Here is an 18,845-nt window from a genome sequence, read left to right as displayed (position 1 = left end):
CGCCAGGCCGGGCCGGGCCGGCCGGAGTCAGGGCTGGAGGGTGATCTTGATCCAGCCCGCGTCCCGGTGGTCGAAGCGGGCGTAGGCGTCGGGTGCGTCGGCCAGCGGCAGCTGATGGGACATGACGCAGGACGGCTGCGCCCGGCCGGTGATGATGAGATCGCGCAGGAACCGGTTGTACCGTTTCACATTGGCCGGCCCGCTGCCCATCCGCAGCCCCTTCGCGAAGAAGGCGCCCATGTCGAACGGGAGTCGGCCGCGTGCGCCGCTCTCGTCGGCGGCACCGGGGTCGCGGGTGGGGTACACGCCGAGGACACCGATCGAGCCCGTCCAGCGCACGCAGTCGACGAGCTGGTTCAGGACGAGGCCGGCCTGCTCCTCGCCGGACGCCGTCCTGGCCTGGTAGCCGACGGCGTCGATGCCGCAGTCGACGCCGCGGCCGCGTGTCTCCTCCCGCACCCGTTCCGCGGCGTCCTCGGTGGACGAGTCGATCCCGGTGGCGCCGATCCGCTCGCACAGGCGGAGCCGGGAGGGCACGGGATCGACCACCAGCGCGGTGGCGCCGCGCAGGGCGGCCGAGTACGCCGCCAGCAGGCCGACCGGCCCTGCGCCGAACACGACAACCGTGTTCCCGGCCTGGACGTCGGCCAGCTCGGTGCCGTGGAAGCCGGTGGGGAAGACGTCGGAGAGGGTTGCGAAGTCGAGCTCCTGGTCGTCGCCCGGCGGCAGCCGCAGCAGGTTGAAGTCGGCGAACGGCACCCGGAGGTACTCGGCCTGCCCGCCGAGGTAGGGGCCCATGTCCGGGCAGCCGTACGCCGCTCCGGCCCGGTGCGGGTCGGGGTTGGTGCGCAGGCAGAACTCTGTCCGGCCCCGCTCGCAGTTCGCGCACGTCCCGCAGGAGACGGTGCAGGGAACGGAGACCCGGTCGCCGAGCTGGACGTGGCTCACCGCCGACCCGCGGTCGACGACCGTGCCCATGTTCTCGTGGCCGAGAACCGTGCCGGGCCGCACACTGGTACGTCCCTCGTACACGTGCAGATCGGAACCGCAGATGCTCGTCGAGGAGACCCGCACGATCGCGTCCTGCGGATGCTCGACGCGCGGGTCGGGGACGTCCGCCACGGCCACCTGGAACGGTTCCCGGTAGACGACTGCGCGCATGGCGCTCACCTTCCCCGCTGGGGTTGCCGCAGCAGCCGCTCGAGCTCGTCGATCCGGTCGAGCAGGTCGAGCACGACCCCGGTGGCGGTGTAGGTGATCCCGAGGTCGCGGCGCAGCCGTTCGATACGCCCGACACGCGCCAGCGCGCCCGCCGCGAGCACGACACTGCGGCCGCCGACGCCGGGCCCGGGCCCGGCGTCGAGCAGGCCGAGCGTCACCAGCCTGTGGACGAGGTCGGGGTGCAGCTGGGCGGCGGCGCAGAAGGACTCCAGGTCCAGCTCGCGGTCCCGCGGGCGGGTGCGGACGAGCGTCATGGTCATGACCGCTCCCTGGGGTTGAAGGACGAGACCCGGGCGAGCTCGCGGAACAGCTCGGTCTCCCGTTCCGCGGGGTTGGGCGGCACCATGATCCGCGCGTGCGCGTACAGGTCGCCGGCCGCGCCACCGGGACCGCCACCACCGCCAGCGGCGCCGGCGCTGCCACCCGTGGCCTCCCGGGACGCGTCCCGGCCAGGCGCCGGCAGGCCCCGGCCGCGCAGGCGGAGCCGGCGGCCGCTGGAGGTGGCCGGCGGGACGGTGACCGTCATCCGCTCGCCGGCCGGTGTGTCCAGCCCGGCCGCCGTTCCCAGGACTGCTTCCCACGGGGCGAGCGGCAGGTCGGTGTGGACGTCGCGGCCCTCGACCCGGAACCGCGGGTCGGGAGCCAGGCGCACCACGAGGTAGAGGTCGCCGGGGCTTCCGCCGTCCCGGCCGCGCCCACCCTGCCCGGCGAGGCGCAGCCGCTGGCCGTCACGAACGCCGGCCGGGACGGCCACGTCGACCTCCCGGAGGCCGCGCGGCCCGGGCAGCGTGATCCGCCGCCGTGCGCCGCGGTAGGCCTCGGCGAGCAGGATCTCGATCTCCGCCTCCTGGTCGGCGCCGGGCACCGGGCCCACCCGGCCGCGCCGGCGGGCGAACCCGCGGACCCCGCCGAACAGGTCCTCGAAGTCGAAGCCCTGGAACCCCTCGAAGCCGAAGCCCCCGCCGCGCCCGGCGGTCCCGTCGGCGCCGGCGCCCGGCCCGGCACCTGGCCCGAAGCCGCCCCGTGGGGCGTCCGCCCAGCGTTCGGCGCCCTCCGGCACCCGGCGGAAATCGCGGCCGAACCGGTCGTAGCGTGCACGGGTGTCCGGGTCGGACAGCACGTCGTACGCCTCGGAGAGGTCCTTGAACCGCTCCTCGGCGGACGGGTCGGAGTTGATGTCCGGGTGGTACCTGCGGGCGAGCTTGCGGTACGCACGCTGGATGGCGTCGGTGTCGGCGTCACGCGGCACGCCGAGCAGCTCGTAGAAGTCCGGGCTCGCGCGTCCCGTCGTCCCGGCGCTCATGTCGCCGTCCGCGGGCCGGCGCTCACCGCGACCGACGCCGGCCGCAGCACCCGCCCGCCGGCCTCGACGCCGGGGCGCAGGACCTCGACGACGGTGCCCGCCGGGGGCGGCTGCGGCGTCGAGGCGCTGTCGACGACGGCGCCGACCTCGTGCCGGGCCGGGTCGAAGGGGCCGGTCTCGTCGTCGAGCCGGGCGACGCCGGAGATCCGCAGCGCGTCGAGCGCGAGCTGGCGCACCCCGCGCACGCCGTCGACGAGGGAGTCGGGGTCGGCATCCGCGTGGGCGAGGGCCAGCTCCAGGTGGTCGAGCACCGGCAGCCAGGCGAGGACGACGCGGTCCCGCTCGGCCGCCATGGCGGCGCTGATCTCCCGTCCGGTCCGGCGGCGGTAGTTGTCGAAGTCGGCCAGCGTCCGCAGATGTCTGGCCTGCGACTCCTCCAGCTCGGCCGCCAGGTCCGCGCCGTCGGGGTGGTCAGTCATCATCGCGGGTGGTGAACTCGGCGTCGATCACATCGTCCCCGCCGACGCCGTGCCCGCCGGCTCCCGAACCGGTGCCACTCGCGCCCGAACCGGTGCCACTCGCGCCCGGCCCGGCGCCACCCGGGCCGCCGGTGCCCGGCCCGGCCGCCGCGGAACGTCCACCGCCGCCCGGCGCGGCCGCCGACTCACGCGCGCCGGGGGCGGGCAGCGCGTACAGCACCTGCTGGAGATCGTTGACGATCGGGCGGACCCGGTCGGCGCCTGCGTTCTCCGCCAGGGCCCGGTGGGCGTGGGCGACGAGCTGCTCGGCGCGGGCCCGCTCGTGCGCCGGAACGTCGTCGCCGAGCTCGGACAGCCGACGCTGGACCTGGTAGGCGATCGTGTCGAGCTGGTTTTGGGCGTCGGCGTTCTCTCGCAGCCGGGTGTCCTCAGCGCGGTTACGCTCGGCGTCGGCCACCATCCGCTCGATCTCGTCCGCGGGCAGGTTGGTGTTGTCCGAGATGGTGATGCGCTGCTCGGCGCCGGTGTCGGTGTCGCGCGCGGTGACGTTCAGGATGCCGTTGGCGTCGATGTCGTAGGTGACGTCCACCTGGGCCTGGCCGCGTGGCGCGGGCCGGATGCCCTCCAGCCGGAACCGGCCGAGGGTCCGGTTGTCCGCTGCCATCTCGCGCTCGCCCTGCAGGACGACGATGTCCACGGCGGACTGGTCGTCCTCCGCGGTGGAGAACGTCTCCGTCCGCCGCGCGGGGATCGTCGTGTTGCGCTCGATCACCTTCGTGCTGACGCCGCCGAGGGTCTCCACCCCGAGGGAGAGCGGGGTGACGTCGAGCAGCAGCACGTCGGAGACCTCGCCCTTGAGGACCGCGGCCTGGATGGCGGCGCCGACGGCGACGACCTCGTCCGGGTTGACGGTCATGTTCGGGTCCCTGCCGCCGGTGAGCCGGCGCACCGCGGCCTGTACCGCGGGCATCCGGGTGGCACCGCCGACCAGGATGACCTCGTCGACGTCCGGTTCGGCGATCTTCGCGTCGGCCATCGCCCGCCGCACCGCCGGCATGCACCGCTCGAGCAGGTCGGACGTGTTCATTTCGAACTGTGACCGGGTTACCGTGGTGTTGAGATGCTTCGGGCCGTTCGAGTCGGCGGTGATGAACGGCAGGTTGACCTGAGTCTGACTCACCGAGGAAAGCTCGATCTTGGCTTTCTCCGCGGCCTCGAACAACCGCTGCAACGCCTGCGGATCGTCACGCAGGTCGATGCCGTTCCGGTTCTTGAAGTCGTCGGCGAGGAAGTCGACCAGGCGGCGGTCCCAGTCGTTTCCGCCCAGGTGGGTGTCACCGGCGGTCGCCCGCACCTCGACAATCCCGTCGCCGACGTCGAGAACGGACACGTCGAACGTTCCGCCACCGAGGTCGAAAACCAGGACGGTCTCGTGCGAGCGCTTGTCCATCCCGTAGGCGAGCGCCGCGGCGGTCGGCTCGTTGATGATCCGCAGCACCTCCAGGCCGGCGATCCGGCCGGCGTCCTTGGTCGCCTGGCGCTGGGCGTCGTTGAAGTAGGCCGGGACGGTGATCACGGCCTCGGTGACCTTCTCCCCCAGGAAGCGGGCCGCGTCGTCGACGAGCTTGCGCAGCACCATCGCGGAGATCTCCTCGGGCGCGTACTGCCGCCCGCGCACCGTGATCCGCACGGCGTCGTCCTTGCCCGGAGTGAGATCGAAGGTGACCGTCCGCAGCTCGCTGGCGACCTCGCTGTGGCGACGTCCGACGAAGCGCTTGACCGAGGTGATCGTGCCCTTGGGGTTCAGGATCGACTGCCGTCGGGCCAGCTCCCCCACCAGCCGCTCGCCACCCTCGGTGAACGCGACCACCGACGGCGTCGTGCGCGAGCCCTCGGCGTTGGGGATGACCGTCGGCTGGCCGCCCTCGACGACCGCGATGACCGAATTGGTCGTCCCCAGGTCTATTCCAACTGCCTTTCCCACGATGTCCTCCCGGTGGGAGCTCTTCCGGCAAATAGGTGGCGGGGACGCGGCTAAGTACCTTCGGCTACGCAAAGCACTCTCGACTAACGGTAGGACCAGCCCGACGGACCTCGCAACACCACGTACCGGGCCGGGAGATCAGAAATGGTTGCCCGAACAGGAGATCAGAAATGGCCGCCTGAACAGGTCACGGCCGGGCGGCTTGCCGACCGGGCGGACCCCGCCGACGATTGACGGGTAGGCCGCCCAGGAACATGAGTAATGGCCAGGGAGTGAATCATGACCAACCCCGTGCGCGCAGGATCCGGCCGCCAGGTACCGACCATTCGATGGGATCCGCTCCGCGAGATCGAGGACGCCTGGACCCGCATGGGCAGCCTGCTCGGCGACGTCACCGGCGGCGGCGAACGGCGGCCCTACGGCGTGCTGGCCGGACTGGCGCCGGCGGTGGACGTCGAGGAGACCGCCGACGAGTTCGTCGTGGAGCTCGAGCTGCCCGGGGCCCGGGCCGAGGATCTCTCGATCGACCTCCGGGACAGCGAGCTGTTCGTCACCGGAGAGATCAGGGAACGGGAGCGCCGCGGCACGCTGCGCCGCCAGACCCGCCGGGTGGGGCAGTTCGAGCACGTCATCCTGCTGCCCGGCGAGGTGGACCCGGACGAGGTGAACGCCAGCCTCGACGACGGCCTCCTGACCGTCCGGCTGGCGAAGGCCCGCCGCAGCCAGCCCCGCCGTATCGAGATCTCCGCGCCGTCGGCCGAGCCGGGCCGCACCATCGACAGCTCGTCCGGCGAACTCTCCCAGGACGACTCCGAAGATTCGGACTCCCCGCAGGCCGACTCCACGAAGGCTGGTTCCGCGCGGGCCGGGTCCTCGCGGGGCGGCCGCTCGGGAGCCGGGTCGAAGGGAGCTGAGTCCAAGGGAGGCGGCGGGAAGGCGCGGCGGGCCGAGGAGTCCGGCGGCGGCCTGCCGGACGCTCCGACGCCCTTCGGGCAGAGCTCCTTCGGAGCCGCCGACTCATCCGGCGCCGGCTGACCGAGCGCCGTGCGATGCCGGTCGGCCTGGATACCGGGTTCCGGATGATCGGCTCCCGGTTCAGCCCGGACAGCCGCCGGCTGCGCGAGTTCGCCTGCCGCAACCGGCTGCCGTACTGCTTCGTCGACCTGGGCCTGCCGGCGGCGCGGCCGGGAGTCCCCATCCGGGACGTGCTGGTCGTCGGGGACTGCGCGGCCGCCATCCGCCTCCTGCACGAGCACCTCGCGCGGACCGGGAGCCCGGTGTCCTGAGCAACGGCCGGGAGCGATCCGACGCGGGTTGTGACCGCTGGTCACGAAGGCCTGCACCAGATCATGATCCGGTTCATGGCGGCCCCGTCGCGCACCCGCGAAGCGACGCCTCCGCTCGGACGGCGTAGTGCACGGCGCCGGCCCGGCGGGCCAGCCGGGCCGGCCGCGGCGTAGTGCTCGGCCGCGACCGTCACGGCCGGGCGCAGCGCCCCCAGCCCACCGGCCGCCTCGCGCACGCACACGGTGCAGATCAACGCCAGCAGGCCGCCGTCGTGGGCGCCGGTGGAGTCCATGGCGGCACCGAGGCGGGTGTAGGCCCTTTCGGCCTCCGCGAAGCGGCCTGCCAGCGAGTGCTCCAGCCCCTGCGCGGCCAGGCCGGTCAACGCCCCCGCGCCCAGACGGCCACGCCTTGGTGGCGGCAGCCGTGCTGCTGCTCCTCACGACCTCGGCGGCGGTCCTCGCCCATCAGGCCCTGGGAGCCCCGACCCGCGGCAAGGTGATCTGCCGGCGCGAAGCAGACGGGCAGGCGGCACGGCAGGGCGAGCGGCACCGCCGCCGGCCAACCGGTCACTCTCTCCGTGCAGGCGGAGACACCCCCGGACGCCGGAAAGATCATCAAGGTGGAACGGGACTTCGACGGCACCGGACGCTACCCGGAGCACTCCGAGCTCGACAAGATCGACCGTGCGGCGCGGTTGACCATCGCCCACACCTTCACCAGGCCCGGGACCTTCTTCCCGGTGGTACGGGTGACCTCCGAGCGCAACGGCGACCCGAAGGCGCCCTTCGGCCTCGTGCAGAACCTCGCCCGCGTCCGGGTCGTCGTCCGGTAACCGCTCGCACCGCGGGCAGCGTGCTCAGCCAGTTCCGACCGCGCCCGCCTCGGCGGACAGCACCCCCCGCCGGACGAACTCGCGGATGACCTCCTCGGCCACGGCCCGGGCATCCGCGAGGCGGGCCTGCGCGGCACCGTTCACATCGCCGGCGGCGATGGCGTCGATGACTAGCTCGTGGGCCCGGACGACCTCGGCGTGGCCGCGCTGGTCGCTCTGGCGGGCCGCCCAGTCGAGGAAGTCGCCGAAGCCACGCAGGTCGGCGCGCAGCCGGGGGGTGGCACCGGCCTGGTGCTGGAACAGGACCAGCTCGGTGGTGAGCTCGTACCAGCGGGTGCGCGCCTCCGCCGGCGTGGCCCGCAGCTCGCCGAGGATGCGCTGCATCTCGGCGAGGACGCCCGGGTCGCGGCCACGCGCGATCCGGGACACCGTGACGCCGCTGAGCAGGCCGAAGACGTGGAAGTCGGCCCGCAGCGTACGGGCGTCGAAGTGCTCGACGAACGCGGCGCGGTGCACCTGGGTGGAGACGACGCCGTCCCGCTCGAGCAGTACCAGGGCCTCGCGGACGGGCGTGGGGCTGATGCCGAGGGTCGCGCTGACGCTCTCGACGTCGATGCGGTCGCCGGGGCGCAGGCGCCCGTCGAAGATCTGCCGGTGCACCCACTCGACCACGGCGCGGCTCGTCCTGGCTCGCTTCAAGGCATGTTCGGCCACGCCCTCATGGTCGCAGCCCCGGCGACCCACATGCTTGATCGTAGATTAAAAATTGGAAATTGCCAGTCATGTCGTAGTGAGTTACGGTCGGCTGGAGCGCCTGGACAGGCGGGGACGCTGCGTAGACACCAGGAGGCACGCCGTGGTCAAGTTGGTCGAAGGTTTACGAGTAGTTGACGCCGACTCCCACATGACCGAGCGCCATGACCTGTTCACCGAGCGGGCCCCGAAGGGCTACGAGGACAAGGTCCCGCACGTCCAGCGGATCAACGGCCAGGACATGTGGGTCGTCGCCGGCAAGTCCTTCGGCCGCGCGGGCTCCGGTGGAACGATCGACCACGACGGCAAGAAGCACCCGTGGAAGGACTCTCAGGGCGGGTCCTGGGGCATCGAGAGCGTCCACCCCGCGGCGTGGGACGCCGGCCGGCGGATCACCCTGATGGACGAGCTCGGCATCGACACCCAGGTGGTCTACCCGAACGCCATCGGCATCGGCGGCCAGAACCTGTTCAACGCGGTCGACGACCCCACGGTCGTCCGGCTCTGCGTGGAGCTCTACAACGACGCGATGGCGGAGGTCCAGGCGGAGTCGGGCAACCGGCTGCTCCCCATGCCGATCATGCCAGCGTGGGACATCCAGGGCTGTGTGCGCGAGGCGCAGCGCTGCGCGGAGATGGGCTACCGCGGGGTCAACATGACCGCCGACCCGCAGGACTCCGGCTCACCGGACCTGGGCGACCCGGCGTGGGACCCGTTCTGGGAGGTCTGTGCCGGGCTGAACCTGCCGGTGCACTTCCACATCGGCGCCAGCCAGACCTCGCTGTCCTACTTCGGCACGACCTACTGGCCGAGCCAGGACGACTACGTGAAGCCGGCGATCGGCGGTGCGTCGCTGTTCCAGAACAACTCCCGGCTGCTGCTCAACAGCTGCTACTCGGGAATGTTCGACCGCCATCCGAACCTGAAGATGGTCTCGGTCGAGAGCGGCATCGGCTGGATCCCCTTCATGCTCGAGGCGATGGACTACGAGCTCGAGGAGAACGCGCCGGAGTACTTCCGCAAGCTGCAGAAGCTGCCGTCGGAATACTTCGCGTCGAACTGGTACGCGACCTTCTGGTTCGAGAAGGGCCGCGGCGACCTCCAGCATCTCGTCGACACCGTCGGCGAGGACAACATCATGTTCGAGACGGACTTCCCGCACCCGACGAGCCTGCACCCGAACCCGCTCGAGATGGTCACCGAGCAGGTCGGCGCGCTGCGCCCGGAGACGCAGCGCAAGATCATGGGTGAGAACGCCACCAAGCTCTACCGCGTCTGAGAGCCGTTCGGGGCCGGCCGGCCGCTGCGTGCCAGCCGGCCCGAACCGCCCACCGCTCGGTCATCCCCAGCCGCGGTGATCCGCCAGCCGTTCCGACGGCCAGCGGATCACTGCGGCTGGGCTGTTCCAGAGCGGCGGGCCCGTTCTAGAGCGGCGGGCCCGCCTCGATTCTCCGCAGGGCGGCGGCGTACTCCCCGGGCGCCGGGCGGAAGCCCTCCAGCCACCAGGTCGCGCCGGCCGCCGCGATCGACTCGACCGTCTCCCGCGCCGCGCCCGGCTCATCCGGCCCGGTCCGCCCGGTGATCACCACGTCGAACACTTCGCCGCCGGCCCGCTGCCGACTGCAGGGCTCACTGCCGGCCCCCTGCCCGGCGGCGGCCCGGTACTCGCTGACGGTGGCGACGATCTCGGCCACCGCGGCGGCCGTCGGTTCCGCGGAACCATCCCGCGGGTTTATGATCATCGGGGCGATGCCGTCCCACCGGGCCGCACGACGCAGCGGAAGCCGGTTCGGCCAGTTGCAGCCGATCCAGACCGGCGGCCGCGGGCGCTGCACCGGGGTGGGCAGGAACGTGACGTCGGTGGCGGTCAGGTACTCGCCGCGGAACTCCACGCGCTCCCCCGACCAGAGCCCCGCCAGCACCGCCAGGCCCTCGTCCAGCCGCAGCGCCACCTCCCGGGGCTCGACCGGTTCGCCCCAGGTGCCGTACTCCGCCGGCAGCGTCCAGCCGAGCCCCGAGCCGAACACCAGCCGCCCCCCGGAGAGCCGGTCCAGCGACGTGGTCTGGCGGGCCAGCGACCCGGGACGCCGTCGCGCCACCGGGGTGACCAGCGGGCCGAACCTGATCCGCTCGGTCGCCAGCGCCACCGTGGTCAGCAGCACCCAGGGGTCGGCCACCTCCTGGGCCGGGCCGTAGGGGAAGACCACGTGGTCCCAGACGAAGAAGCCGTCCCACCCCGCGTTCTCGGCTCGCCGCGCCAGGTCCATGACCCGGCGCGGATCCACGAATTCACCGAGATTGGGCACACAGATACCGGAATGCACGTGGGGAGGCTACCCGGGGACCGGACTACCCGCAGCGTTGTTATCCAGTGACTGCCCGACCGCCCGCCCGCCCGCTACGCAAGATCACGACTGTGGCCAGGGCAAATACGGGCCGGTTGGCAGTGCCTGTGCGTGGCCTTGATCAGTCGACGGCTGGGGCTGGTCCGGCTCGCTGCTCTCGGGGCGTCCGTGGATCTCATTGAGTCGACGCCCGGCTGTCTACCCGTCCGCAATGTTCCACAACCGCGCCGTTCCGTCGCCGCCGCGGATGGTGGTGGTCGGCCCGCGGGCGGCGCGGCGCCGGGCGCGCATGCTCCACGACAAGCACTTCGTACGATGGATAACCCATATGCCCTGGTAAGTACTACCTGTGAACCTCTTCCCCACGCACCGCATCGACTGCACCGTGGCCGGAGCGATGTACGCGCTGACCGCCGGAGTCAGGCGGCGCGGCGCACCGTCCGTGATCGGCCGGAGGGGCCACGGGCCACATCCAGACCTCGGCAGCCCCCGCGACCGCCCAGGCCCCGACGCCGACGGCCTCCTGTGCCTGTCCGTGCGGTCCGCATTCCACCTGCTGCTGAGCGCCGCGCGCCTCCCGGCGGGCAGCGACGTCGCGATCTCTGCCGTCACCCACCCGGACATGATCAGGATCATCGAGCTGCACGGCCTGCGCCCCGTCCCCGTCGACATCGATCCGCTCACGCTCGCCGTCGACGAGGCGGCGCTCGACGCGGCGATCACCGATCGGACGCGCGCGCTCGTCGTCACCCACCTGTTCGGCGCGCGGTCCAGCCTCGACGCCGCCGCCCGGGCCGCCCGCGCGCACGGCCTGCTGCTCATCGAGGACTGCGCCCAGTCGATCCAGGGGCCGGCCGACCGCGGCGACCCGCGCGCCGACGTGTCCCTGTTCAGCTTCGGCCTGCTCAAGACCGCCACCGCGCTCGGCGGCGCCGTCGCCTGGACCCGCCGACCCGACCTCGCCGCCGACATGCGTGCCCGCCAGGAGCGGTGGCCCGCGCAGTCCCGGCGCGAGTACGCCAGACGGGCCGTCGTATGCGTCGTCGCGCTGGCGCTGTCCCGTCCCCGGCCCTACGGCCTGCTCTTCGGCGGTGCGCGGCGGCGGGACCCGCAGGCACTGGTGCGCTCCCGGGTGCCACGGGACGAACGGGGGTTCACCGGCTGGCTGCAGCGCCGGCCCTGCCCGGCCCTCGCCCGCATGGTGACCCGGCGCCTGGCCCGGTTCCCCGCGAACCGGCTGCGACGGCGCGCCGCCGCCGGCGAGGCGCTCGCCGGCGCGCTGCCACCGGAGGTGTTCCGTCCCGGCGGCGCCGCGGAACACCACACTTACTGGCTGTTCCCCGTCATCGTCGACGACCCGGCCCGCGTGGTCGAGGCGCTGCGGGCGGCGGGCGTCGACGCGGCGCCGACCACCAGTCAGATAGGCGCCGTCGAACCCGCCCCACCGGGCGCTCGGCGAGTCCTGACCGGCCTGGTGTTCCTGCCTGCCTACCCGGAACTCCCCGCGCCGCGGCGGGACCGGTTCGTCGCCGCGCTCACCGCGGAACTCGGCGCACACCCCGGCGCCCCGCGCTGAGACCGGCCGTCGCGGACGCAGCCGTCGCAGACGCGGCCGGCCCGGTGTACGGGAAGGCCGTTCGGATCGCGCACCCGTTGACGCCCTTCCCTACAGTCGGGCCTGCCCGGACGGCCGTATGAGCCGCCGAGGCACGAAACACCCCGGCGGGCCGGCGCAGGCCGAAGCACGCCGGTTCGGCTGTCCGAGACCTGGAGGACGGAAATGCCGCTCAGCGGTGTGTCACACGTGAGCCTGACAGTGCGGGACCTGGACATCAGCTGCCGCTGGTACACCGAGATTCTCGACTGGAAGGAGCTGGTGCGGGGCCGCGGTGACACGACGTCCTTCGCCCACGGTGTTCTTCCCGGCGGCCTGAGCATCGTTCTGCGCGAACACGACGGCGGCGGCACGGACCTGTTCGACGAGACCCGGCCCGGCCTCGACCACCTGTCCTTCTCCGTCGAGAGCATGACCGATCTCGACGTCCTCGAGGAAAGGCTGGCCAAGGCCGGGGCCGCGTTCACCCCCACCCAGGAGCTTCCGTTCGGATGGATCCTCGCCTTCCGTGACGCCGACAACATCGCGCTGGAGGCCATGCTCGGCCGGTAGCCCACCGGGCCCGCCGGCCGAGCCCGTTTCACCGAGGCGGGCCGGCGGGTCGGACAATCCGGTCGTCCGTGGGAACTTCCACGAGGTACTTTTTGTCCAGCAGGTACTGGACCTGCAGGTTTCCCGTCGTCTGGTTGCACCGTGGCGACGCCGTCGCCCCCGGGACGAGCGAACACACGACCTGGTACTGCAGGCCGTTACCGGGCTGGTCGAACCACGGGCGGATCGCCCCGGAAAACACCCGGAACTCCCGGACCACCTGGTAGGTGTGGTAATTGCAGTCGCCCGGATCCGCGGCGTCGTCGAGGTTGGACGGCGGGATCGACCTGTTCTCGTAGTCCGTTCCCCGAGGCGAGAGGAAGCTGCCGCGTGGCAGGCCGAAACGGTCGATCCGCTGGCCCGGAACCAGCGACACCTTGGTCCTGACCGGCGAGCCGTCCGGGTTGATGTAATAGCCGTCCGCCGGCGGGAAGATCCAGTTCCCCGGTATGGACGGGAACGGCGAGAAACTGGCGGACGGGTCCCACCAGGTACCCAGGAACTGATCGGTCGAATGGCCGCCGGTCCGCGAGTAGTCGTCGACCTCATCGCCGACGTCGCCGAAGAACGGAAGCTTTGCCGGCCCCAGCCGGGGATCGTTCTGGTAGTCCGCCGCAGAACATTCATCGAAGGGCTGGATCTTCGGCGGTGAGATCGCGTCGGCGGCGGCCGGGGCCGTTGCGGAGCACAGCATCCCTCCGGCCGCCAGCGAGACCAGCGTCCTGCGGAAACGCACCTTTTCCTCCCGAAGTCCTGCGCCTGGCGCGGCGACTTCGAACGGTAATTAGCTGATCTTGACCTGGAGCGCGAGGTCGGATTGGAGCATTGCGTCGCGTGTCGCCACCTTCGAGCGGACAGCGCGCGGCCCGGGCCTCCGAACGCGCCCCCGCGTGACCGCGTGGCCGGATACCGGCCTGCCGGATGCAACGTGGCTCACGTCGCGTGAAGGACGTCGCACAGTGGCCGGCCGGGCCCGGGACGTAATCAGAGTGCTTCGCGCGGAGTCGGCACGGCTTCAGGGCCTGGGACGGCGAGCAGGTGCCAGGCCCTGGCACAACGAGAAGGAAGCGGGACGATGAGCAGGAAGATGTACAGCGCGCAGGAGATCAAGGAGTTCATCGAGGAGTTCCGGGCCAACGGCGGCCGGCCCGCCGGCAGGTTCGAGGGCGCCACCCTGCTGCTGCTGGACAGTGGTCCGGAGGCCGACGGGTCGCCGCACGTGAGCCCGCTGAACTTCTACGCCGAACGCGGCCGCTACTTCGTGTTCGCGGCCAACGACGGCGCGGACGAGGATCCGCACTGGATGGAACAGCTGCGGGCGAACCCGAACGCCACGATCGAGGTCGACGGCCAGGTCCTCCGGGTCACGGCCACCGAGCTGCACGGTGCGGAGCGCAGCGCGATGTACACCCGCCAGGCGCGGCGGTACCCGCAGTTCGAGGTGCTGCAGGAGGCGACGTCCAGGGTCATCCCCGTCGTCGAGCTCGTTCCCGCCGGCAACTCCTGACCGGTCCGTGATGCGGGAAGCCCGTGGCGGTCCGCCACGGGCTTCGGGGGCGGCACGCGTTCCCCCCGAGCTCGGTGTCCGTTTCGGCTTCGTGGTGTTCGCGGTGTTCGCGGTGTTCACCCACGGCTCGGCGGGGCCGGCAGCTCGACGGCGATCTCGACCCCGAGGCGGTGGCCGCCGGCGAGCCGCAGGTCGTCACCGCTCCAGAACCGGCCCGGGTCGTACCAGTTCGGCCGCCGGCCCGGCTCCAGTAGCCCCATCGCCTCGTAGGTGAGCGCGACGACCTCGGCACAGTAGGCGGACTCCAGCCCGCCCCCGGTCTCGACGCCTGCACCGGATTCCGCGCCGGCCGCCGGCTCCGGGCCGGCGGCCGGCGCGGAATCCGGACCGGTCCGGGCCCGGCGGCGCCGGAACGTCCGCGGCGCCGGCAGTCGGCCTCCCAGCCACCGGGTGGCGAGCCGGGCCGTGGACGGGAACGGTGTGCCGTCCAGCCGGGCCACCGTGCGCAGGACGGCGTCCTCGGCCTCACGGCCCGCCGTCGGCTCGAGCTGGCGCAGCCAGGCCCGCTGGCCGTACCGCGCGCCCCACACGACGACGGCCTCGCGGAGGTCGTGCAGCTGCACTCCGCGGTGGTGGCTGCCGGACCAGACGTCACGAAGCGACCGACCGAGCTCCGCGTGCCACATCAGTGGCGGCAGGTCGTCGAGGACGACGGCCATCCCGACGTGGTTCACCGGGCTGTTCGTCGTCATCTGGATCGCCCGGTCGGCGGGACTCCGGCCACGGAAGACCCACACGTCACCGGTGCGGCTGAGCTCCACCGCCTGGTCGAGGGTCAGCGGACGTCCGCCCATGTCCCCCAGCGTAGGAGGTCGCGCCCGTCTCCGTAGCCTGGGCGGATGCAGAGGTGGAAACCGAGCTTCGGATCGGGCGCGGGCCGCTGGTGGAAGGTGCTGGGGCTGGCCGGCATCGTCGGGGTCGCCGCCGGCGGGGCTGTGCTGGCACGCTCTGAGCGGACCCGCCGCGCCTACGCCCCGGACGAGATCCGCGCCCGGCTCCTCGAGCGGCACGCGGAGGCGTCCGGCGACGCGCCCGGGACGCCCCCCGCGACCGATCCCCCGGCGGCGCCCTGACCGCGGCCGGACGGCCGGCGCCCCCGCGGGTGTGACCGACCGCGGGTGTGACCTGCGGCCGATGCCCGGTGAACCGGTCGTGAGGGCATCGGCCGGGGCCGGGTCAGCCGAACTGCGTTGCCAGCCGCCGGCGCGTCTCGGGCAGCAGGGACGGGTCACCGGTCATGTGCCGGACGCCGACGAAATCGGTCCCGGGCTCCACGATCTTGTCGATCGCGTCGAGCGTCGCCGCGTCGAGCACGACGTCGGCCCCGCTGAGGACGTCCTCGAGCTGCTCCATCGTGCGCGGGCCGATGATCGTCGAAGTGATCGCCGGATGGCTCTCCACGAACCCGAGCGCAAGATGGGTGAGGGAGAGGCCGGCCTCCGCCGCCACCGCGGACAGCTGCTCGACCGCGTCGAACCGGGCCTGCGACTCGGGGCTCTCCCCGACGGCCCGCCCCTGTGCCATGACATTGCCGGCCGCGTACCGGGCGTCGGCCGGCACCGCCTGCCCGCGCCGGTACTTCCCGGTCAGCCAGCCGCCGGAGAGCGGGCTCCAGGGAATCACCGCGATGTCGTGCCGCCGGCAGGCGGGCAGGACGGCCTGCTCGACCGAGCGGGCGAAGATCGAGTACTGGGGCTGCTCGCAGACGAAACGCTCGGTGTTGCGGCGGCGGGCGGCCCACTGCGCCTCGACGATCCAGTCCGCGGGAAACGTCGACGAGCCCAGGTAACGGATCTTGCCCTGGTGCACGAGGTCGTTCAGCGCGCCGAGGGTCTCTTCCAGGTCGGTGTTCCAGTCATGCCGGTGGATCTGGAAGAGGTCGATGTAGTCGGTGTCGAGGCGGCGGAGGCTGTCCTCGACGGCGCGCGTGATCCACCGGCGGGAGGCGCCGCGGCGGTTGCGGTCCCCGCCCATCGGGTTGAAGCACTTGGTGGCCAGGACGATGTCGTCGCGGCGGCCCTTGATGGCCTTCCCGACGATCTGCTCGCTCTCACCCCGCGAGTAGATGTCGGCGGTGTCGATGAAGTTGATCCCGGCGTCCAGCGCCCGGGCGATGATGCGCTCGCACGCGGCGTGGTCGGGGTTGCCGATCACACCGAACATCATGGATCCCAGGCACTGCCGGCTGACCTCGATGCCCGTCCGCCCGAACTTGCGGTACCGCATGTTCCCGCCTTCCGTCACCCACAGTTGCCCGGCCCCGCCGGCCGTCCCGCTGCCTGCCCGGCCCAGCATTTCACCAGCGATCGTCGCGACGCACCCCCGCGGACCCGGCATCCGGGCGGCCCCGGCGGCCCCGGCGCCCCCGGCGCCCGGTCAGGCCGGGCGCACCAGCCCCTGGACGGAGGCCCAGCGGCCGACGTCGTCGCGGCGCAGCGCGGTGGCCAGCAGCTCGGGGAACCTGTCCGGGGTGCAGGCGAACGCGGGCGCCCCGAGCTCGGCGCAGGTCGCGGCGAGCCGGTGGTCGTAGGCGGGGGTGCCGTCGTCGGACAGGGCGAGCAGGACGACGACGCACACCCCGGCCTCGACGAGCGCCCGCAGCCGGGCCACCAGCGACGACTGGTCACCGCCCTCGATCAGGTCGCTGATCAGGACGAAGACCGTGTCGGTGGGCCGGGTGACGAGCGACGCGCCGTAGCCGACGGCACGGTCGATGTCGGTCCCGCCGCCGAGCCGGACGCCGAACAGCAGGTCGACCGGGTCGTCGAGCTGGTCGGTCAGGTCCACCACCGACGTGTCGAAGACGATCAGCCGGGTGGACACGGCCCGCAGCGTCGCCAGTGACGCGCCGAGCACCCCCGCGTAGACGACGGACGACGCCATCGACCCGGACTGGTCGATGAGCAGGATGACGTCCCGCAGGGCGGCGGTGCGCCGCGCCCTGGTGTGGCCGATGAGCCGATCGACGATCACGGTGTGCTGCTCAGGCTGGTAGTTGCGCAGGTTCGCGAGGATGGTGCGATCCCAGTCGACGTCGGGCAGGCGGGGAGTGCGGGTGCGGGACGTCCGGTCCACGGCGCCCAGGACGGCGCTGCGCAGCGACTGTTCCAACCGCCGCTCGATGTCCTCGACGACGCGCCGGACCACGGCGCGGGCGGTCTCCCTGGTGCGTTCGGGCAGCGCGGAGCGCAGCGACAGCAGTGTCCCGACGAGGTGGACGTCCGGTTCCGCGGCCGCGAGCAGCTCCGGCTCGAGCAGGAGCTGACCGAGCCCCAGGCGAGCGACCGCGTCGCGTTGCAGCACGCGCACGACCGAGGTCGGGAAGTAGGTCCGGATATCTCCCAGCCAGCGGGCCACGGACGGCGCCGACGCGCCCAGACCGCCCGAGCGCCGCCGGCGCCCCTCCCCCGCCGCGTCCGCGTCGTAGAGGGCACCGAGCGCCGCGTCGATCTCCCCGTCGGGGCCGGACAGGGAGATCCGCCCGTCCAGGACGGGCGCGGCCGGCGCGCCCAGCACCATGCGCCAGCGCCGCAACCGCTCCGTGTCGTCGGCGACGGCGGCACCGGCGCGGGTGCCGGCGTGGGTGGACCCCTCGCCCGCCGGAGTGCGCTCATTGACCTCCTCCCCGGTCTGAAGACCGGGGATTCCCACACCTCGCGGTGCGGGTTCCTGCTTCACCAACGGACGCCTCCTCGCTTCAGGAGCGAGGCGGTCTCACTCCATCTCCACAGGCAGCCACCGCGAGCCCCGCGGCCAGAATGTTGACCGCCGCGTTCACGTCCCGGTCGTGGACCGTGCCGCAACCACGGCAGGCCCATTCCCGGACGTTGAGCGGCAGTTCCTTCACGATCGACCCGCACACCGAACAGGTTTTGGACGACGGATAGAACCGATCGATCGCAATGAGGGTGCGACCGTACCAGCCGGCCTTGTACTCCAACATCCGCCGCAACTCCGACCACGAAGCATCGGATATCGCCCGCGCGAGCGAATGGTTCCTGACCATGTTGCGGACGGACAGATCCTCGATGACCACCGTTTGGTTCTCGCGGATGATCCTCGTGGACAGCGCGTGGAGATGATCCCGACGCCGGTCGGCGATCCGACCGTGCACCCGGGCGACCCTCGCTCGGGCCTTCGCCCGGTTCGCCGACCCCTGCACCTTCCGGGACAGGTCCCGCTGCGCACGGGCCAGCCGGGCCCGGTCCCGACGCTCGTGCTTCGGGTTGGCCACCTTCTCCCCCGTCGACAGGGTGACCAGCGAGGCGACCCCCGCGTCGATCCCCACCCGCCCGGGCAACGCGGGAAGCGTAGTGATCGTCTCTTCGACCAGGATCGAGATGTGGTACTGGCCGCGGGCGTTCCGCGACACCGTGACCTGCGAGGGCTCCGCGCCCTCGGGCAGCGGACGCGACCAGACGATCGCCAGCGGCCCGTCCTGCTTCGCCAGCGTGATCCGACCGTCCCGAAAACTGAAACAGTTCCGGAAGTAGGTCGCCGAGTCGAGAGTCCTGCCCTTCTTCTTGAACGTCGGGTAGCCGGCGCGTTTCTGCCAGAAGTTCACATACGAGGTCTGGAGATTCCGCAGCGTGGCCTGAAGCGGGCCTTTCGACGGCTCGGCGAGCCATTCCGTTTCCGGGTCGCGCTTCCACGCCGTGAGCATCCGGTCGGTCTCGGCGTGGGTGACCCGCCGCTGCTCCTGGAACCAGGCCCGGTGCCGTTCGGCGAGCGCCCGGTTGTACACGTAGCGGACACAGCCGAAGGTTCGCGCGAGCTGGGCGGCCTGATCGGGGGTCGGGTTGAAGCGGTAGCGGTACGCCCGCTTCACCACCTTCGACCCCACAGGTGACAGCATAGCGGGCACGCCT

At 72.2% G+C, this 18,845-nt stretch carries 21 protein-coding genes; 8 read left to right on the top strand and 13 right to left on the bottom strand.

Annotated elements, in window-relative coordinates:
- Positions 1-27: 27 nt before the first annotated feature.
- Genes FRANEAN1_RS07670 through dnaK form a run of 5 tightly spaced genes read right to left on the bottom strand, consistent with a single transcriptional unit; the run spans position 28 to position 4,987 of the window.
- Entirely contained in the window at positions 28-1,161 is a 1,134-nt protein-coding gene (locus FRANEAN1_RS07670) for a glutathione-independent formaldehyde dehydrogenase (protein ID WP_020459186.1), read from the bottom strand.
- Positions 1,162-1,166: 5 nt separating this feature from the next.
- Complete coding sequence (locus FRANEAN1_RS07665) at positions 1,167-1,481, bottom strand: chaperone modulator CbpM (RefSeq protein WP_020459185.1); 315 nt, start codon at positions 1,479-1,481, stop codon at positions 1,167-1,169.
- Positions 1,478-2,524, bottom strand: coding sequence for a DnaJ C-terminal domain-containing protein (locus FRANEAN1_RS07660; RefSeq protein ID WP_020459184.1), 1,047 nt, complete (start codon positions 2,522-2,524; stop codon positions 1,478-1,480). Before FRANEAN1_RS07660 ends, FRANEAN1_RS07665 begins: the two co-directional genes overlap by 4 nt.
- Positions 2,521-3,006: a nucleotide exchange factor GrpE gene (locus tag FRANEAN1_RS07655; protein WP_020459183.1), complete on the bottom strand. Its 486-nt coding sequence runs from the start codon at positions 3,004-3,006 to the stop codon at positions 2,521-2,523. Before FRANEAN1_RS07655 ends, FRANEAN1_RS07660 begins: the two co-directional genes overlap by 4 nt.
- Entirely contained in the window at positions 2,996-4,987 is a 1,992-nt protein-coding gene (dnaK, locus tag FRANEAN1_RS07650) for a molecular chaperone DnaK (protein ID WP_020459182.1), read from the bottom strand. Before dnaK ends, FRANEAN1_RS07655 begins: the two co-directional genes overlap by 11 nt.
- 279 nt (positions 4,988-5,266) lie before the next feature.
- Between dnaK and FRANEAN1_RS07645 the strand changes: the two genes are divergently transcribed.
- Complete coding sequence (locus FRANEAN1_RS07645) at positions 5,267-6,022, top strand: Hsp20/alpha crystallin family protein (RefSeq protein WP_020459181.1); 756 nt, start codon at positions 5,267-5,269, stop codon at positions 6,020-6,022.
- Positions 6,023-6,036: 14 nt separating this feature from the next.
- The gene (locus FRANEAN1_RS07640) at positions 6,037-6,273 is read left to right on the top strand and encodes a hypothetical protein (protein WP_041253820.1); all 237 of its coding nucleotides are present in this window, start codon (positions 6,037-6,039) and stop codon (positions 6,271-6,273) included.
- 41 nt (positions 6,274-6,314) lie between these two features.
- Here the strand turns inward: FRANEAN1_RS07640 and FRANEAN1_RS07635 are convergent, their stop codons facing one another.
- Positions 6,315-6,656, bottom strand: a complete 342-nt coding sequence (locus FRANEAN1_RS07635) for a hypothetical protein (RefSeq protein WP_020459180.1) — start codon at positions 6,654-6,656, stop codon at positions 6,315-6,317.
- A 195-nt stretch (positions 6,657-6,851) separates the two neighbouring features.
- On the opposite strand from FRANEAN1_RS07635, the gene FRANEAN1_RS07630 reads away from it, so the two are divergent.
- A complete protein-coding gene (locus tag FRANEAN1_RS07630; protein WP_020459179.1) occupies positions 6,852-7,106 on the top strand; it encodes a hypothetical protein in 255 nt (84 codons plus the stop codon).
- A gap of 24 nt (positions 7,107-7,130) precedes the next feature.
- On the opposite strand, the gene FRANEAN1_RS07625 is transcribed toward FRANEAN1_RS07630, so the two are convergent.
- Positions 7,131-7,778 (bottom strand): GntR family transcriptional regulator, encoded by a 648-nt coding sequence (locus FRANEAN1_RS07625; RefSeq protein WP_020459178.1) that lies wholly within the window; start codon positions 7,776-7,778, stop codon positions 7,131-7,133.
- 184 nt (positions 7,779-7,962) lie between these two features.
- Here FRANEAN1_RS07625 and FRANEAN1_RS07620 point away from each other — a divergent pair, with 184 nt between their 5' ends.
- A complete protein-coding gene (locus FRANEAN1_RS07620; RefSeq protein ID WP_020459177.1) occupies positions 7,963-9,138 on the top strand; it encodes an amidohydrolase family protein in 1,176 nt (391 codons plus the stop codon).
- 145 nt (positions 9,139-9,283) lie between these two features.
- On the opposite strand, the gene FRANEAN1_RS07615 is transcribed toward FRANEAN1_RS07620, so the two are convergent.
- Complete coding sequence (locus FRANEAN1_RS07615; protein WP_347177023.1) at positions 9,284-10,144, bottom strand: LLM class flavin-dependent oxidoreductase; 861 nt, start codon at positions 10,142-10,144, stop codon at positions 9,284-9,286.
- Between the two features lie 409 nt (positions 10,145-10,553).
- Here FRANEAN1_RS07615 and FRANEAN1_RS07610 point away from each other — a divergent pair, with 409 nt between their 5' ends.
- Together FRANEAN1_RS07610 and FRANEAN1_RS07605 are read left to right on the top strand one after the other, a co-directional pair.
- Complete coding sequence (locus FRANEAN1_RS07610) at positions 10,554-11,780, top strand: DegT/DnrJ/EryC1/StrS family aminotransferase (protein ID WP_020459175.1); 1,227 nt, start codon at positions 10,554-10,556, stop codon at positions 11,778-11,780.
- A 204-nt stretch (positions 11,781-11,984) separates the two neighbouring features.
- Positions 11,985-12,371, top strand: coding sequence for a VOC family protein (locus FRANEAN1_RS07605; protein ID WP_020459174.1), 387 nt, complete (start codon positions 11,985-11,987; stop codon positions 12,369-12,371).
- Between the two features lie 28 nt (positions 12,372-12,399).
- Here the strand turns inward: FRANEAN1_RS07605 and FRANEAN1_RS07600 are convergent, their stop codons facing one another.
- Complete coding sequence (locus tag FRANEAN1_RS07600; RefSeq protein WP_020459173.1) at positions 12,400-13,146, bottom strand: TNT domain-containing protein; 747 nt, start codon at positions 13,144-13,146, stop codon at positions 12,400-12,402.
- 339 nt (positions 13,147-13,485) lie between these two features.
- Between FRANEAN1_RS07600 and FRANEAN1_RS07595 the strand changes: the two genes are divergently transcribed.
- The gene (locus FRANEAN1_RS07595) at positions 13,486-13,917 is read left to right on the top strand and encodes a nitroreductase/quinone reductase family protein (protein WP_020459172.1); all 432 of its coding nucleotides are present in this window, start codon (positions 13,486-13,488) and stop codon (positions 13,915-13,917) included.
- A gap of 116 nt (positions 13,918-14,033) precedes the next feature.
- On the opposite strand, the gene FRANEAN1_RS07590 is transcribed toward FRANEAN1_RS07595, so the two are convergent.
- Positions 14,034-14,771, bottom strand: a complete 738-nt coding sequence (locus FRANEAN1_RS07590) for a hypothetical protein (protein ID WP_020459171.1) — start codon at positions 14,769-14,771, stop codon at positions 14,034-14,036.
- Positions 14,772-14,816: 45 nt separating this feature from the next.
- On the opposite strand from FRANEAN1_RS07590, the gene FRANEAN1_RS07585 reads away from it, so the two are divergent.
- The gene (locus FRANEAN1_RS07585; RefSeq protein WP_020459170.1) at positions 14,817-15,050 is read left to right on the top strand and encodes a hypothetical protein; all 234 of its coding nucleotides are present in this window, start codon (positions 14,817-14,819) and stop codon (positions 15,048-15,050) included.
- A gap of 103 nt (positions 15,051-15,153) precedes the next feature.
- On the opposite strand, the gene FRANEAN1_RS07580 is transcribed toward FRANEAN1_RS07585, so the two are convergent.
- From FRANEAN1_RS07580 to FRANEAN1_RS07570, 3 genes are all read right to left on the bottom strand, one after another.
- The gene (locus tag FRANEAN1_RS07580; RefSeq protein ID WP_020459169.1) at positions 15,154-16,203 is read right to left on the bottom strand and encodes an aldo/keto reductase; all 1,050 of its coding nucleotides are present in this window, start codon (positions 16,201-16,203) and stop codon (positions 15,154-15,156) included.
- A gap of 150 nt (positions 16,204-16,353) precedes the next feature.
- Positions 16,354-17,496 carry a VWA domain-containing protein gene (locus FRANEAN1_RS07575; protein WP_049795912.1) on the bottom strand — a complete coding sequence of 381 codons (1,143 nt, stop codon included), beginning with the start codon at positions 17,494-17,496 and terminating at the stop codon, positions 16,354-16,356.
- Between the two features lie 178 nt (positions 17,497-17,674).
- Positions 17,675-18,832: an RNA-guided endonuclease TnpB family protein gene (locus FRANEAN1_RS07570; protein WP_041253817.1), complete on the bottom strand. Its 1,158-nt coding sequence runs from the start codon at positions 18,830-18,832 to the stop codon at positions 17,675-17,677.
- Positions 18,833-18,845 lie beyond the last annotated feature (13 nt).

The sequence above is a fragment of the Parafrankia sp. EAN1pec genome (genome assembly GCF_000018005.1).
In the GTDB taxonomy this organism is placed as follows: domain Bacteria; phylum Actinomycetota; class Actinomycetes; order Frankiales; family Frankiaceae; genus Parafrankia; species Parafrankia soli.
Note: the sequence above shows the minus strand (reverse complement) of the source record. Positions and strands in the feature narration are given on the sequence as shown.